This window comes from Microbacterium sp. Z11_20 (assembly GCF_057197605.1).
This window is the reverse complement of sequence record NZ_JBXVOQ010000001.1, coordinates 217168-232445: the sequence shown is the minus strand read 5'-3', so window position 1 is coordinate 232445 and position 15278 is coordinate 217168. Positions and strand designations below refer to the sequence as shown.

The window sequence follows — 15278 nt, the reverse complement described above, 5'->3', positions numbered from 1 at the left end:
CCTAGGTGTCCTACCCTCGGAGCATGGTTACGATCCGTCCGGTGGGCGTCGACTCTCCCGATGCCCACGCGCTGCTGGAGGAGTACTTCGCACTGCGCGCCTCGATCTTCCCCGGGGGCCAGTATCGCGTCACGTTCCCCTCCCCCGAGTCGTTCCGGGAACCCGACGGCGTCTTCCTCGTCCTCTACGACGGCGAGGAGCCCGTCGGCTGCGCGGGCATCCGGCGGCTCGCCGACGGTCCGCTCGGCGCCCGCTTCGAGGTCAAGCACCTCTACGTGTGCGATGCGGGCCGCGGCCGAGGCTGGGGGCGGATGCTGCTGGAAGACCTCGAACGGCGCGCGATCGAGGCAGGCGGCACCGACATGGTGCTGGACACGCATCACACCCTGGATGCCGCCGGCGGCCTGTACGCGCGGTCCGGCTACGCGCCGATCGAGCCCTATAACGACAATGCCAACGCGACCGTGTGGTTACGGAAGGTGCTGGTCTGACGCTCCAGCGCCCGAGGATGACCGGTCCACCGACCTCGCCCACCACACGAAGGCATCCTGGACCTCGTCGAAGAACGCCGTCTTCGCGCGCGTGTAGTCGTCGTAGTCGGCTTTACCGGCGTTCTCGGCGGACAGCGCGCGCTTGAGGTGCGCGTACCGCTCCCGCGCGGCGTCGTCGGCGCGCAGCCAGTCGCGGAACCAGACGGTGTACCGGCCCCACGGGGAGTCCGCCCGGCGGATGTGCAGAATCGTCGATCCGTCGTCACCGACGAAGAGTCGCTTCTCCCACACCTCCTCGTTCACCGCCTCGTCGCCGCGGGGGATGTCGCGATCGACGCCGGGCGAGTCCGGCCGGGACCCCCTCGCGCGGACGAAGCCGATGCGGTTCAGCCGCTCGCCGAGAGCGTCCTCGGACGGCAGGGGCAGGATGCGAAGCTGCAGATCCAGGAAGGGCTTGGCCACGAGCCCCGGCACCGCGGTGGAACCGATGTGCGCGTAGTCCGCCTCATCCGCACCGTCCAGTCCCGCCAGTACGCCGCGGATCGCGGCCAGCCGGTCTCTTGCCCTCCCGATCCAGGCGGGATCGTGATCAAAGAGTTCCGCGGGGTTGTCGGTCGTGGCCATCGCGAAAGCCTACGTGCCCCGTGCGTACCGGCCCGCGCCCCGTGGCCACGCCGGCGCCGCTCCGCGTCCGGGCCTCGGGGCCACGGCGGCGCCGCTCCGCCGCGCACAACTGCGGGGATGGTGCGCGGCACGCCGGTGGTGCACGCCGGGCGACGGCGTGTCACCGACGATCTCCGCCGTTGTGGATTTCGCGGCAGGCGCTTCGGCGGTACGGGCCCTCGACGGCGTGGCGGGCTCAGACGGGGCTGGGCTCGGGGAGTCCGGTCCGAAGCTCGAACGGGAGGTGGGCGAGATCGTTGTGCGCCAGCAGCGTCCAGGGGCGTCCGGGCTTCTGGGCGATGACCGTCAACCCGCAGTGCGCCTGGTTCAGCGTCATCCAGCGCCAATGAGGTGCCTGCAGCACCTCCCGCACGAACCAGGCGATGACGAAATTGTGCGTGATCAGCAGCTCATGCACGTCACCGGATCGGCGAGCGAGGAACTCCGTCGTCGCATCGGCCATCTGGGCGCCCCCCGCCTCGATCTCAGCCTCGGTGACGGCACCGAAGAAGGGTTCATAGGCAGCCGGCGTCTCGTCGGTCATTCCGGTGGGGATGCAGTCGAACAGCAGCGCCGACGGGGTCGGGGTCACGGCGGGCAACCGCTCGGCGAAGGCGACCGCGGTCTGCTCGGCGCGCTGGAGGGGTGAATGCCAGACCGCATCCAGGGGAACCCCGGAGAGGCGATCGGCGACGGCGGCCGCCTGGCGAAGGCCTCGCGGCGACAGCGGACCGTCTGCCAGGCCGTGCTCGGCATCCAGATGCTCACCATGGCGCACGAGGTAGATGTAGTGCGTCACGTCAGCTCGCTTCGTCGTCGGTGGGCGTGCCCGAGGCACGTCTCCACCCTACGTCAGGGGCGGTGACGGATGAGGGTGTGAGACGCATCCCGGCGGTGCGCTCAGGCAGCGGCGCGAGCGATGTCGGAGAGGTGAGCGCGGCTCAGCCGGATGCCCACGCCCTGCACGAGTTCTTCCACGTGCTCGCGTGTGAAGGCGTTGACGATGGGCGCCGTGACGATGCGCTGCGCGAGCAACCACGCGATGGCCACCGCGGCGACCGGGACGCTCAACTCCTCGGCCACGCCGTCCAGCGCCCGCAGGGTGCGACTGCCGCGCCGCGTGAGGCTGGCCGCCATCTGCGCGCCTCGAACCGAACGCACATCGCGCGGGCGGCGCCGCTGCACCCCGGCGAGGAAGCCGTGCTCGAGCGCGTGCGAGGGCGTGACGGCCATCCCCTGCGCGCCGGCGACCAGGCGCAGGTCGCCGTCGAACTCGTCACGGCGGAGCACGTTGTACGGGACGTCGAGCACGGTGATGCGGGGGTAGCCCGCCGCCGCGAGGATGCGGGCCTCCACGAGTTGGGCGGCGGTGTATCCGTAGGCCCCGACCGTGTGGACCTTGCCGGCTTCCACGAGCCACTCCGCGGTAGCCAGGGTGTCTTCCAGCGGCACCGCCTCACCCGACTTCGCATCGAGGTAGAGCACGTCGATGCGTTCGATGTCCAGACGGGTCAGCGACGCCTCCACCGCGCGCACGAGGTTGACCGACCCGAGCCCGGGATTGTCGGGGTGACGACCGACGCGGACGGCGACGACCATGTCACCGCGCGTTCCGCGCGAACGCATCCACTGCCCGATGATGTACTCGCTGCGCCCGGCGGAGAAGCTGTCGGCGGTGTGCAGCAGGTTGCCGCCGAGTGCGGCGTACGTGTCCAGGATGCTGTGGCTGTCGTCGATGTCGACATTCCACCCGAACTCGGCCCCGCCCAGCGCGAGCGGGAAGACATCGAGCCCCGACTCCCCCAGCGGCACGCGCACGCCCTCACCGAGCGCGGGGCCCTGCACGGGGATGGGTGCCGACGGATGCGCCGGAACGTGCGAACGCAGACTCGCGGAGGCCGGTTGACCGACGCTCGAGCCCGACATGGTGCACTCCCCAGCTGAGGCCGGCGAGCGCGGATCCAGTGGTGAACCGCGCGCCCCGGCGCGTAGTACGAGGGTATGGCCTGCCTCCGACGCTCCGGGCGATTGGGACGGCATGGCGGTAAATATTCCGTAACGCTTTCGCGGAAAGACGATGCCCGCCCCGCGGAAGCGGGGCGGGCATCGTCTTTGCGACGAACTCAGACCTCGGCGGGCGCCTCCACAGCGGCCTCGGCCGGAGCCTCGGCCTCGGCGGCCTCTTCGACGACCGGCTCGAGCGACAGCTTGCCGCGGTCGTCGATCTTGGTGATGCGCACGAGCAGCTTCTGACCGACGTTGAGCACGTCTTCGACGTTCTCCACACGCTTGCCACCGGCGAGCTTGCGAACCTCGCTGACGTGCAGCAGGCCGTCCTTGCCGGGCACCAGCGAGATGAACGCGCCGAACGTCGCGATCTTGACGACCGTGCCGAGGAACTGCTCGCCGATCTCCGGGTTGGAGGGGTTGGCGATCGCGTTCACCTGGGCACGCGCCGCCTCGGCGGCGGGACCATCGGTCGCGCCGATGTAGACGGTGCCGTCCTCCTCGATGGAGATGTCGGCGCCGGTGGCGTCCTGGATGGCGTTGATCGTCTTGCCCTTGGGGCCGATGAGCTCGCCGATCTTGTCGACCGGGATCTGCACGCTGATCACGCGCGGCGCCGTGGGAGCCATCTCGTCCGGAGCGTCGATCGCGGCGTTGAGGACGCCGAGGATCGTCAGGCGGGCCTCGTGAGCCTGCTGCAGCGCGGCGGTGAGCACCGACGACGGGATGCCGTCGAGCTTCGTGTCGAGCTGGATCGCGGTGACGAATTCGCTCGTGCCGGCGACCTTGAAGTCCATGTCACCGAGGGCGTCTTCGGCGCCGAGGATGTCGGTCAGCGCGGCGTAGCGCGTCTGGCCGTCGACCTGGTCGGTCACCAGGCCCATGGCGATACCGGCGACGGGTGCGCGCAGCGGCACACCCGCGTTCAGGAGCGACAGGGTCGATGCGCAGACGGAGCCCATCGACGTCGACCCGTTGGATCCGAGAGCCTCGGAGACCTGACGGATCGCGTACGGGAACTCGTCGCGGCTCGGCAGCACGGGAACGAGAGCGCGCTCGGCGAGGAAGCCGTGGCCGATCTCGCGACGCTTCGGGCTTCCCACACGACCGGTCTCACCGGTCGAGTACGGCGGGAAGTTGTAGTGGTGCATGTAGCGCTTGCGCGTCACCGGCGACAGCGAATCGATCTGCTGCTCCATCTTGAGCATGTTCAGCGTGGTGACACCCAGGATCTGGGTCTCGCCGCGCTGGAAGATCGCGGAACCGTGGACGCGCGGGATGACCTGCACCTCGGCATCGAGCGGACGGATGTCCGCCAGACCACGGCCGTCCATACGCACGCCCTCGGCGAGGATGCGCCCACGGACGATCACCTTGGTGACCGACTTGTAAGCCGCCGAGAACTCCAGCGTCGCCACGGCGGGCAGCTCCCCCGCCTCGACGGCGGCGAGAAGTTCGGCCCGGACGGCCTCCTTCAGCTCGTCGTCGGCGTTCTGCCGCTCGATCTTGTCGGCGATCTGGTAGATCGGCACGAGCTTGTCGTAGGCGCGCCCGGCGACGAAGTCGTAGGTCTGCTGGCTGTACGGCAGGAAGACCGGGAACTCCTTGATCGGCTTGGCCGCCGTGTTCGCGACGACGTTCTGCGCCGCGACGAGCTGCTTGATGAAGGGCTTCGAGGCCTCGAGGCCCTCAGCGACGACCTGCTCGTTGGGCTTGGTGGCGCCGGCCTTGATGAGGTTCCAGCTGCCTTCGGTGGCTTCGGCCTCCACCATCATGATCGCGACATCCTCGTTGCCGTCGGCATCCGTGATGACGCGGCCGGCGACGATGAGGTCGAAGACGGCGTCCTCGAGCTGCGAGACGGTCGGGAAGGCGATCCACTGGTCGGCGTTCTCGCCGGAACCGGGCATGAGCGCGAGGCGCACACCGGCGATCGGACCCGAGAACGGCAGACCCGAGATCTGCGTCGAGAGGGACGCGGCGTTGATGGCGAGGGCGTCGTAGAACTCGCCCGGCGCGATCGAGAGGATCGTCACGACGATCTGGACCTCGTTGCGGAGGCCTTCGACGAAGGACGGACGCAGCGGCCGGTCGATCAGGCGGCACACGAGGATGGCCTCGGTGGAGGGGCGGCCCTCACGGCGGAAGAACGAGCCGGGGATCTTGCCCGCGGCGTACGAGCGCTCTTCGACGTCGACGGTCAGCGGGAAGAAGTCGAAGCCTTCACGCGGGTGCTTTCCGGCACTGGTGGCCGAGAGGAGCATCGTCTCCTCGTCGAGGTAGGCGGCGACAGCGCCCTGCGCCTGCTGGGCGAGGCGACCGGTCTCGAACCGGACGGTGCGGGTGCCGAAACGGCCGTTATCGAGAACGGCCTCGGCGGCGGTGATTTCTGGACCTTCCAAGAGGTCCCTCCTTCTTTGTTTAGGCTCGCCACCCCATGTGGGCCGCGAGCGAACATACGAAGGAGCAGGAACAGGCAGAAGGGCGCGCGACGACAAGTCGGCGCGGTACCGGGCATCTGGCCACCAGTAGACGACCACCATCCGACACGGATGGGGATCCACCACAGGGGACCAGCGTCTGCCGGCCTGCTCCGCAGCTCATATGGAATTGAGCGGGTGCCGGAATCGGCAACCCCCACCAGCGTATCAGCCGCACTCTCCCCCCGCCTGAGAGCGGGCGCCGGAATCCCTGGTGCGGCGTGCCCGCTTCTCCTCTACGGTGACCTCATGGGCCTCGTACGTCACATCCGTCACAGCGGTGCGGCGTGCGCCCTCGTCCTCGCCCTCGGGCTGTCGGGCCTCCCCGCATCCGCCGCGGCTCAGCCGGCGAGACCCGCGACCGTCGCCGACCTGAGGGCGGAGATCGCGGCCGTGGAGTCCTCGGCCGCCTCCGCCTCGGTGCGCGCACTCAACGCGACCACCGTCGCGGCGCTCTCCCGCGCCGACGCGGATGCAGCGGCCGCGCGGGCGGAGGAGCTGGAGACGCAGACGACACACGCCGAGAGCGAGCTCATCCGGAGGCGGGAGCAATTCGGCACCGTGGCCGCGAGCCTTTACCGGTCGGCGTCGGACGGCCTCGTCCTCGCACAGCTGCTCACCACGTCCGACCCCGAGTCGCTCCTCGGACGCCTCGGCGTCCTCGAGCGCGTGACGGAGGCCTCGGCGCGTTCGGCCTACGCCGCGCGATCCGCGGCGTCGGTCGTCGCCGCCGTGCGGGAGCAGGCCCGCGCAGCAGCGCGGGAGCACGAACAGCTCGCCGCCGAGGCTGAGGCCGCCGCCGCGGCGGCACGCGGGGAGGCGGATGCAGAGACCGCAGCCGTCGCCGCCGCCCAGAGTGCGCTCGACGCCGCGTACGCGCGCCTGGCGGCCGCGCGCGGGACGACCGTTACCCGCGAGAGACAGGCGCATCTCGCGGAGCGAGCCGCTGCGGATGCCGCCGCCCCCGGTGGCGCTGCGGGCGGCGGCGTGACCGCGCCCGCGCCGGCGATACCCGCCGCGGGTGGCCCGGCACGCCACACTCCCCCACCGGCAGCCGCACCGGCCCCCGCGCCCGCACCTGCCCCGCCCGCACCGGCCCCGGCACCCGCACCGGCCCCGGCCCCCACCCCCGCCCCCGCACCCGGAGCAGGCGCGGTCATGTCCCCCAGCCAGGCACAGGCGCACGCGCGCGGTGCGATCGGCCGCTACGGATGGGGTGAGGATCAGTTCGGGTGCCTCGTTTCCCTGTGGAACCGCGAATCGGGCTGGCGCGTGGAAGCCCTCAACCGCTCCAGCGGCGCGTACGGGATCCCTCAGGCGCTCCCGGGGGCGAAGATGGCCTCGGCCGGCCCCGACTGGCGCACCAGCGCGGCGACACAGATCTCCTGGGGGCTGGCCTACATCAAGGCCCGATACGGGGCCCCGTGCGGGGCCTGGGAGCACTCCCAGCACACCGGGTGGTACTGACCCGAGCCCCGCGCCTAGGCTGGGACCATGAGCACCGACGGCAAACCAGAGGGCGCCGCATCCGATGAGATGAAGCGCAAGTTCCGTGAAGCGCTCGACAAGAAGAACGCGGCGAGCCGCAGCGGCGAGGCCCACCTCGACGGCGACTCGCCCGTGCACGGTGCGCACGGGGCGGCCAACATGAAGCGCGAGTTCCGCCGCAAGAGCGGCTGACCGCAGCCCCGGAGGCGGCGTTCGGAGGCTGCGGATGCGGCCGCGCGCGCCGCCTCCGGGAAGCTGCACGTAGTCGTGGTGTTTGGCGACGCGCCGGCCGTGCGTCCGCGCATCAAGGCGCCACAGCCACGGCAGGATGTCCCGCCTGAACCAGCTCCCACCTGACGGCTCGTCGTCGGCGGTCGAAACTCACCTGTTCAAAATTCAGGAGACACGCCGCACGGACCCGCCCCAGCGGCCACCGGAGCCGCGGATCTCCTGAGTTTTGAACCGGATCCGCGGGGCATCCGCGCGCAACCAGGCCGCAGCATCCGTCCCGCCGTGTACAGACCGATCAGCGGATCAGGTCGAGGGTGCGACCCGCGGCGTCGGCCAGCGCACGGCCATAGGACCTCCCGTGCCCGGCGGCGTGCACGGCGAGGGGATGCAGCTGATGCAGCGGGATGCGGTCACGCCAGCCCGCCCGCAGCGGCGAGCGCGCGTGGTACGCGTCGCGAACCACGTCGAGGAACGGGCACCCGAACAGGGCGAGCATCGCCAGATCCGTTTCCCGGTGCCCGCCGTGGGCGGCCGGGTCGATGAGAACCACGCCGTCGGGACTCCAGAGGACGTTGCCGGCCCACAGGTCGCCGTGCAGCCGCGCGGGCGGATCCCCGTCGTCGAACGCCCCGTCCGCGATGACCGCGCAGGCGTCCGCGACGAGCGCCGCTTCGACCGGCGTGAGATTCCCGGCCTCGACCGCCGGCGGGAGGAACGGCAGCACCCGCTGTGCGGCGTAGAACGCCCCCCACGTGGAGGTGGGCTCGCAGGCCTGGCGACGGCGACCGATGAACGTGGGCCCTGCCCATCCCGGCGGTGGTGCGCCGAACCCGTCGGCTCCTGCGCTGTGGGTGTCGGCGAGCGCGCGGCCGAAGGCCGCGGCCGCTGCGGCATCGGGTCGCCCATCGGCCACGCGCTCCAGGACGATGCGCCCGGGCGACACCTCCAGCACGCGCGCCACCGGCACCCCGCCGGCGGCGGCGAGCCACTCCAGCCCCGCCGCCTCGGCTTCGAAGAATCCCGCCGGCGCGTCGGCGCGCTCCTTGACGATCCGCTGCACGCGCCCGGCTACTCCCCCGCGAGCCCGCCGAGAAGGTGTCCGAACGAGCGCCCCTCACCGAGGTAGGACGACGGGTCGTACGGGTCGTCGCCGTGCGCCGCCTCGCGGGTGGACACGGCTGCGGCCAGTTCCCGTGCGGCCCGCTCCACCCGCACCCCGAGCGGAGCGACCTGGTCGGCGGCGGCCCCCCAGTCGCTCGAGGCCGCGAACACCCCGGTGGGCACCGGGTTCGCGTGCAGATAGGTGAACAGCGGACGCAGTGCGTAATCGATCGCGAGCGAGTGCCGCGCCGTTCCGGCGTTCGCCCCGAGCAGGACCGGCACCCCGGTCAACGCGTCGGGGTCGAGGAGGTCGACGAACGACTTGAACAGCCCCGAATAGCTGGTGGAGAAGATCGGCGTGACCGCGATGATCGCGTCGGCCGACACCACGGCGTTGATCATCGACTCCAGCGCCGGCGGGGCGAAACCCGTCAGGAGGTTGTTGACGATGTCGTGCGCATAGTCCCGCAGCTCGAACACGTCCACCTCGGCATCGATCCCGTCAGGGTCGGACGGCGTGGACGTCGCGCGCAGAGCCGCGACGGAGGCGGCGGCCAGCCGATCGGCCAGCATGCGCGTCGATGAGGGGTTCGACAAGCCGGCTGTCACCACGGCGATGCGACGGACGGCCATGTCAGGCCCCCGTCCGGGCTGCCGCGGCGCCGAAGGCGCTGCCGGCGGATGCGGCGGTGTCGCGGTACGGCGATCCGTCGGTGAGGTTGTCGCCCCGGTTGGCCTTCGGACGCGCCTCCCGGGGCGCGCCCTCGCCGTAGGCGGCGGCGACCAGGTTGGCGTGGGTGGGAGCATCCGGTACCGACGCCGGCCGGTTCTGCGCCAGCTCCCTGCGGAGGACGGGCACGACCTCGCCGCCGAGGATGTCGAGCTGCTCCAGCACCGTCTTCAACGGAAGGCCGGCGTGATCGAGAAGGAACAGCTGGCGCTGGTAGTCCCCGAACGCGTCACGCATGCCGGCGTAGCGGTCGATGACCTGCTGGGGCGAACCCACGGTCAGCGGCGTCATCTCCGTGAAGTCCTCGAGGCTGGGGCCGTGGCCGTACACGGGAGCGTTGTCGAAGTACGGGCGGAACTCGCGCACGGCATCCTGCGAGTGGGCGCGCATGAACACCTGCCCGCCGAGCCCGACGATGGCCTGCTCCGGCGTCCCGTGCTCGTAGTGCGCGAACCGCTCGCGATACAGCGTGATCAGGCGCTGGTAGTGCTCCTTGGGCCAGAAGATGTTGTTGGCGAAGAATCCGTTGCCGTAGTACGCGGCCTGCTCGGCGATCTCGGGGGTGCGGATGGAGCCGTGCCACACGAACGGCGGCACGCCGTCCAGCGGCCGCGGGGTGGAGGTGAAGCCCTGCAGCGGCGTGCGGAACTTCCCCTCCCAGTCCACGACGTCCTCACGCCACAGGCGGTGCAGCAGGTCGTAGTTCTCGATGGTGAGGGGCAGGCCCTGGCGGATGTCCTTGCCGAACCACGGGTACACGGGGCCGGTGTTCCCACGGCCGAGCATGAGGTCGACGCGGCCGCCGGACACGTGCTGCAGCATCGCGAAGTCCTCGGCGATCTTCACCGGGTCGTTCGTGGTGATCAGCGTCGTGGAGGTGGTGAGGATGAGGCGGTCGGTCTGCGCCGCGATGTAGGCCAGCGTGGTCGTGGGCGAGGACGACCAGAACGGCGGGTTGTGGTGCTCCCCCAGCGCGAAGACGTCGAGGCCCACCTCCTCCGCGTGCTTGGCGATCGTCAGGGTCGCCTGGATCCGCTCCGCCTCGCTGGGAGTCCGCCCCGTCGTGGGGTCTTCCGTGATGTCGCTTACCGTCATGATGCCGAACTGCATGCCCGGCCAGGTCTTCTCGTTCACGTCTTCTCCCGTGTCTTCCACGCTCGGATTATATGCGCGTGAATATATCCCGTGTAACGCGTCGTTCCCGAGGTTATTCCCGCTCACGCGGTGGCGAACAGGTCCACCAGGTCGCGGACCACCTGGTGCGGTGCGGTCTCGCACGGGCTGTGCCCCGTGTCGTACACGGCCGAGCGTGCACCGATGCGCCGGGCGTAGGCGCGGTGCTGGGCAGTGGGCCAGAGGTCGTGCGAACCGACCGCGGAAAGGACGGGAACGCCGGCATTGCGCACGTCCGACGCGACGTCGGGCATGCGCATCATCAGGCCGACGATGTCATCGACGCTCTCGCGTCGGGTCAGCGCGAACCGCTCCCGCACGAACGCCAGGCGTCGCGGCGGCACGCCGTTGAGGTTGTTGCGGATGCCCCAGAGCATCAGCGTCGCCCCTCCCCGACCGGATGTCAGTGCACTGAGCCGTCCGATGCGCTTGATCCCGCGAAAGACGTTTCCCGTCGCCGGCGGCGTCGACAGAAGCGTGAGGGAGGCGAAGAGGTCGCCACGCCGCGAAAGGGCCACCTCCGCGACGAGGCCGGCGAAGGAGTAGCCCACGACGTGTGCGGGCGACGCCCCATCCTCGAGCACCGCGACCAGATCGTTGACGAAGAGGTCGTAGTCGTAATGTGCACGCGGTGGATCGAGACGTTCGGGACCAGCCCGGTACGACTCGTATTGCCCGGCGAGATCGAACGCTTCCGCCCGGTACCCCGCGTCGGCCAGCAGCGGCAGCATCAGGGTGAAGTCTTCCTTGGACCCGGTCGCCCCGGGAACGAGTACGACCCGGCCGCGTTCCCCCGACCCCATGGCCACGCGCGCGAGGGGACCGCTGGGTGCGGCGAACACGTCACTCTCCGCCCCCACGGGCAGCACGCGCCAGTCGAGGTCCGACAGCGCGCGGTCGCGACGGGATGCATCGTCGAGGGTGGTCATCTGGCGGTACATTATCCCCTCGCCCTCCGTGCAAGGGGGGTCGGCGCGGTGACCGGCCGAGATAGTGTGGCGCGGACATGAGCGACGCCTCCACCCCCGCCGACCCGGCATCCCCCACCGGCACCGCGACCACGGCGCGCCCGCGGCGACGCGTTCCGTTCTGGGACAACGCCCGCTTCGCGTGCATCGTGCTCGTCGTCCTCGGCCACGCGACACAGCGGCTGACCTACGACTCCGATGTCGCTCTCGCGCTCTATCTCCTCGTGTACGCCTTCCATATACCGGCCTTCGCGATCATCTCGGGGTACTTCTCGAAGTCCGGAACACCCACCCGACTGCAGATGGCGCGCATCCTGACCGACATCGTGGTGCCGTATGTCATCTTCGAAGCCCTGTGGACGATGACGAAGTGGTTCGTCGAGGGTCAGGCCAACCCCAACCTCACCCAGCCCTCATGGACGCTGTGGTTCCTCCTCGCGCTCGGCATCTTCCGCCTCGTGCTGCCGTACCTCGCGCTCCTGCGCTGGCCGCTGCTGTGGACGGTCGTGATCTCCATCGGTGTGGGCTACCTCCCCAACGTCGACTCCACGTTCGCACTCACCCGCACCCTCGGACTGCTGCCTTTCTTCACGCTGGGCTGGTGGCTGCGCGAGCACGACATCGTCGAGCGGTTCCGCCTGCTCGGACGGCGCCCGTGGTGGGTCGTCGCGGCATCGATCGCAGCCTTCGTCATCGGAGCTCTCGTCAGCTGGTTCTTCGTGGACCTCTGGCGCGGTGTCGACCTGCGGACGTGGCTGTTCTACGACGACGCATACTCCGTTCTCGTCGGGCCGCAGTGGTGGGGTGGCGGCGTGCGTCTGCTGCTGATCGCGGTCGCCGTCATCCTGTGCACGGCGTTCTTCACCCTCCTGCCACGACGGCAGACGTGGTGGACGCACTTCGGCAGGTACACCATGTACGTCTACCTGCTGCACTCGTTCGTGCTGTATCCCTTCCGCGAGTCGGGTGTGCTGCGCGACCTCGAGCCGACGTGGCTGTGGCTGCCGATCGTGATCGTCGCCAGCGTCCTCGTCGCGTTGGGACTGGCGACGAGCCCGGTGCGCAGGGTGTTCCGGCCCCTGGTGGAGCCCCGGCCGGGCTGGCTGTTCGCAGATCCCGCGCTGGCGACGCGGGAAGGCCACCGGGACGACCCCACCGGGTCACGCCGGCCGCGGGAAGATCCTCGCCCGCTCCCGGCGGATCCCGGACCGAGCGGCCGGTAACGCGGGGCAACATTCGTGCGCCACGGCGCACGGAGATCTAGCCTCGGGGCATGTCCGACCTGAACCTTCCCGTCCTCGATCTGTCGCTTCTGGACCAGGGTCCCGACGCCGCCCAGCGCTTCCGCGAGGAGCTCCGCGCCGCGACCCATCACGTCGGGTTCTTCTATCTCGTCGGCACGGGCGTGACGCCGGAGCTCGAGGCCCGTCTGCTGCAGGGCGCCAAGGACTTCTTCGCTCTCCCCGAGGCAGACAAGCTCGCGATCGAGAACGTGCAGAGCCCGCATTTCCGCGGCTACACGCGTGTCGGCGGCGAGCGCACGCAGGGCAAGGTGGACTGGCGCGAGCAGATCGACATCGGCCCGGAGCGTGAGGCCGTCGCCGAACCCGACGCCCCCGACTACGCCCGGCTGATCGGCCCCAACCTGTGGCCGGCCGCTCAGCCCGAGCTGCGGGAGGTCGTGACCGAGTGGCACGACCACCTCACCGGGGTGGCGCGAAAGCTCCTGCGCGCATGGGCGCTGTCCTTGGGAGCCGAGGAGTCGTACTTCGACCGGCACTTCGGCGAGCCCTCCACCCTCATCAAGATCGTGCGATACCCGGGCAAGGAGGACCCGACCCCGCAGCAGGGGGTGGGAGCGCACAAGGACTCCGGCGTGCTCACGCTCCTGTGGGTCGAGCCGGGCAAGGGCGGGTTGCAGGTGCAGCGGGATGGGGAATGGGTGGATGCTCCGCCGGTGCCCGGCGCATTCGTGGTGAACATCGGCGAACTCCTCGAGTACGCGACGCAGGGCTACCTCACGGCCACGAACCATCGCGTCATCTCGCCGCGCTCCCCCGACGAGCGCATCTCGGTGCCGTTCTTCTTCAACCCGGCGCTGGATGCGACGCTGCCCATCATCCAGCTCCCCGCCGAGCTCGCCGCCGAGGCGCGGGGTGTGACGGATGACCCGTCGAACCGCATCCACGCGACCTACGGCGAGAACGCGCTGAAGTCGCGCCTGCGGGCACACCCCGACGTGGCGGCCATCCACCACCCCGACCTCGTCGCCGCCCGCGCCGCTTCATCCGCGTCTTCCTGACGCTCGCGCACTCTCCCCCGCGCTCCGTCTCGACCGCGAGACTGCGAGCGGGCCTCGTTCGGGTTCGGCTGCAGCCTCGGCGACGGGGCGACAGGGCCACGGGACGAGGCCAGAGCGGGGTCAGGAGTCCTTCGAGGTGCCCGCCTCGAGGATCGAGACGATGGAGAACAGCGTGAAGCAGACCGCCCCGAGCCCTGTGAGGACGCGGGCGGGAACGAAGAAGTTCGGGTCGGTCGTGGCCGCCTCCGCCAGGAACGCCGCGAAGAAGAGGCAGGTCAGACAGGTCATGATCGGGATGATCGGCACTCTGTTGGCCAGCGGGAAGTCGCGGCGCCATACCGAGGCGAGCAGCCAGACCTTCGAGATGATGCTGAAGCAGATCAAGCCGAGCCCGAGCAGGATGCAGCCAGGTGCGATCCGCTCCGGGCGGTTCGAGCCGAACAGTACGAACAGCCCCCACACGATGGTGCCGGTTCCCATGACCAGCACCCAGATCGACCACGACCAGCGCTCCGGTTCGTCGAACTGATTGCGCACCTGTCGCACGACGGTGCCCACCAGCGCGATCAGACTCGAGCAGATCGCGGTCAGTCCGAGCAGCACGTGCCCGGCGACATAGTGATCAGCCTGCGCCCCACCTGCCAGCAGCACCACCGCCCAGGCTCCGGCGATGAACGTCGCTGCGACGGGCACGCTGAGTAGCGCCCAGGCCGCCGACCTGCTGTAGGCCTCCGCGGGCGCGCCGTCGCTGCGACTGCCCGCGGCGTTCCGCGGGATCAGCGTGAACGCGCTGGATGCGGCACCGACGGTCGAGACGCAGGCGGCAACCAGCCCGACCCCGAACACGACGTGACCCGCGACGAACGATTGAGCAGACGTCGCGTCCGATCGGAGCCAGAGACCCCAGGCGGCTGTGGCGAGGGCGACCCCGTAGCCCACCGCGGGGAGAACGACCTTCCACGCCGGCGCGAAGGTGTTCGTCAATTGACGGATGATCATCGCCGCCGTGGTGAACAGTGCGATGCAGATGGCCGTCAACGCGGTCAGCACGTGCCCTGCGACGAAATGACCCGCGTCGCTGCCGCCGCTGAGGACGTACAGCCCGAACCCCAGGCAGACGGCGCCCATCAGCAGAGGAATGGCGCGGAAGAGGATGCTGATCCCGTAATTCATGCGGAGCACCTCCTCATGAGCCGAAGGACGTCGCCCGAATTCCCCCGGCATCCACAACGTATCCGCGTCTCCGGGCATTCACAAGTGTGCCGCCGAACGCAAGGCGAAGGGCCGCCCCACACCTGGGACGGCCCTCGAAGAAGTGCGATATACGCCGGGTGGCGATGCCTTAGCGGCGGAGTCCCAGACGTTCGATCAGTCGGCGGTAACGCGCGATGTCGATGTCCTGGAGGTAGCCGAGCAGACGACGGCGCTGACCGACCATCAGGAACAGACCACGACGCGAGTGGTGGTCGTGCTTGTGCTCCTTCAGGTGCTCTGTGAGGTCCTTGATGCGCTGCGTCAGCATCGCGACCTGCACCTCGGGGGATCCGGTGTCACCGGGGTGCGTCGCGTACTCGTCGATGATCGCCTTCTTAGCATCAGATTCGAGTGGCATAGATGGGATCCCCTTCCTGCTTGTTGCGCGGC

Annotated in this window: 15 protein-coding genes; 5 read left to right on the top strand and 10 right to left on the bottom strand. The window is 69.9% G+C overall.

Annotated elements, in window-relative coordinates; genetic code table 11:
- The first annotated feature begins 23 nt into the window (after positions 1-23).
- A complete protein-coding gene (locus AC2DFQ_RS01060; RefSeq protein WP_484532673.1) occupies positions 24-491 on the top strand; it encodes a GNAT family N-acetyltransferase in 468 nt (155 codons plus the stop codon).
- On the opposite strand, the gene AC2DFQ_RS01055 is transcribed toward AC2DFQ_RS01060, so the two are convergent.
- From AC2DFQ_RS01055 to AC2DFQ_RS01040, 4 genes are all read right to left on the bottom strand, one after another.
- The gene (locus AC2DFQ_RS01055) at positions 471-1115 is read right to left on the bottom strand and encodes a GrpB family protein (RefSeq protein ID WP_484532672.1); all 645 of its coding nucleotides are present in this window, start codon (positions 1113-1115) and stop codon (positions 471-473) included. The genes AC2DFQ_RS01060 and AC2DFQ_RS01055 overlap by 21 nt on opposite strands.
- Before the next feature lie 235 nt (positions 1116-1350).
- The gene (locus tag AC2DFQ_RS01050; RefSeq protein ID WP_484509684.1) at positions 1351-1953 is read right to left on the bottom strand and encodes a histidine phosphatase family protein; all 603 of its coding nucleotides are present in this window, start codon (positions 1951-1953) and stop codon (positions 1351-1353) included.
- 101 nt (positions 1954-2054) lie between these two features.
- Positions 2055-3080, bottom strand: coding sequence for an aldo/keto reductase (locus AC2DFQ_RS01045; RefSeq protein WP_484532671.1), 1026 nt, complete (start codon positions 3078-3080; stop codon positions 2055-2057).
- 197 nt (positions 3081-3277) lie between these two features.
- Positions 3278-5563 carry a polyribonucleotide nucleotidyltransferase gene (locus AC2DFQ_RS01040; protein ID WP_484532670.1) on the bottom strand — a complete coding sequence of 762 codons (2286 nt, stop codon included), beginning with the start codon at positions 5561-5563 and terminating at the stop codon, positions 3278-3280.
- A 327-nt stretch (positions 5564-5890) separates the two neighbouring features.
- On the opposite strand from AC2DFQ_RS01040, the gene AC2DFQ_RS01035 reads away from it, so the two are divergent.
- Both AC2DFQ_RS01035 and AC2DFQ_RS01030 read left to right on the top strand, forming a co-directional pair.
- Positions 5891-7108 carry an aggregation-promoting factor C-terminal-like domain-containing protein gene (locus tag AC2DFQ_RS01035; RefSeq protein WP_484532669.1) on the top strand — a complete coding sequence of 406 codons (1218 nt, stop codon included), beginning with the start codon at positions 5891-5893 and terminating at the stop codon, positions 7106-7108.
- Between the two features lie 27 nt (positions 7109-7135).
- Positions 7136-7321 (top strand): DUF5302 domain-containing protein, encoded by a 186-nt coding sequence (locus AC2DFQ_RS01030; RefSeq protein ID WP_484509688.1) that lies wholly within the window; start codon positions 7136-7138, stop codon positions 7319-7321.
- 334 nt (positions 7322-7655) lie between these two features.
- Here the strand turns inward: AC2DFQ_RS01030 and AC2DFQ_RS01025 are convergent, their stop codons facing one another.
- The 4 genes from AC2DFQ_RS01025 to AC2DFQ_RS01010 form a co-directional block, all read right to left on the bottom strand.
- Positions 7656-8411 (bottom strand): fructosamine kinase family protein, encoded by a 756-nt coding sequence (locus tag AC2DFQ_RS01025; RefSeq protein WP_484533118.1) that lies wholly within the window; start codon positions 8409-8411, stop codon positions 7656-7658.
- 17 nt (positions 8412-8428) lie between these two features.
- Positions 8429-9094, bottom strand: a complete 666-nt coding sequence (locus tag AC2DFQ_RS01020) for a CE1759 family FMN reductase (RefSeq protein ID WP_484509689.1) — start codon at positions 9092-9094, stop codon at positions 8429-8431.
- A 1-nt stretch (position 9095) separates the two neighbouring features.
- On the bottom strand, positions 9096-10301 hold the full coding sequence (locus AC2DFQ_RS01015) for an LLM class flavin-dependent oxidoreductase (protein WP_484533117.1): 1206 nt from the start codon (positions 10299-10301) through the stop codon (positions 9096-9098).
- 107 nt (positions 10302-10408) lie between these two features.
- Positions 10409-11293, bottom strand: a complete 885-nt coding sequence (locus tag AC2DFQ_RS01010; RefSeq protein ID WP_484532668.1) for an alpha/beta fold hydrolase — start codon at positions 11291-11293, stop codon at positions 10409-10411.
- Between the two features lie 77 nt (positions 11294-11370).
- Here AC2DFQ_RS01010 and AC2DFQ_RS01005 point away from each other — a divergent pair, with 77 nt between their 5' ends.
- Both AC2DFQ_RS01005 and AC2DFQ_RS01000 read left to right on the top strand, forming a co-directional pair.
- Positions 11371-12555 carry an acyltransferase family protein gene (locus tag AC2DFQ_RS01005; protein WP_484532667.1) on the top strand — a complete coding sequence of 395 codons (1185 nt, stop codon included), beginning with the start codon at positions 11371-11373 and terminating at the stop codon, positions 12553-12555.
- 50 nt (positions 12556-12605) lie between these two features.
- Complete coding sequence (locus AC2DFQ_RS01000; RefSeq protein WP_484532666.1) at positions 12606-13634, top strand: isopenicillin N synthase family dioxygenase; 1029 nt, start codon at positions 12606-12608, stop codon at positions 13632-13634.
- A 120-nt stretch (positions 13635-13754) separates the two neighbouring features.
- Here the strand turns inward: AC2DFQ_RS01000 and AC2DFQ_RS00995 are convergent, their stop codons facing one another.
- Positions 13755-14807, bottom strand: coding sequence for a DUF2776 family protein (locus AC2DFQ_RS00995; RefSeq protein ID WP_484509693.1), 1053 nt, complete (start codon positions 14805-14807; stop codon positions 13755-13757).
- A 169-nt stretch (positions 14808-14976) separates the two neighbouring features.
- Positions 14977-15246, bottom strand: coding sequence for a 30S ribosomal protein S15 (gene rpsO / locus AC2DFQ_RS00990; RefSeq protein WP_484509694.1), 270 nt, complete (start codon positions 15244-15246; stop codon positions 14977-14979).
- Positions 15247-15278 lie beyond the last annotated feature (32 nt).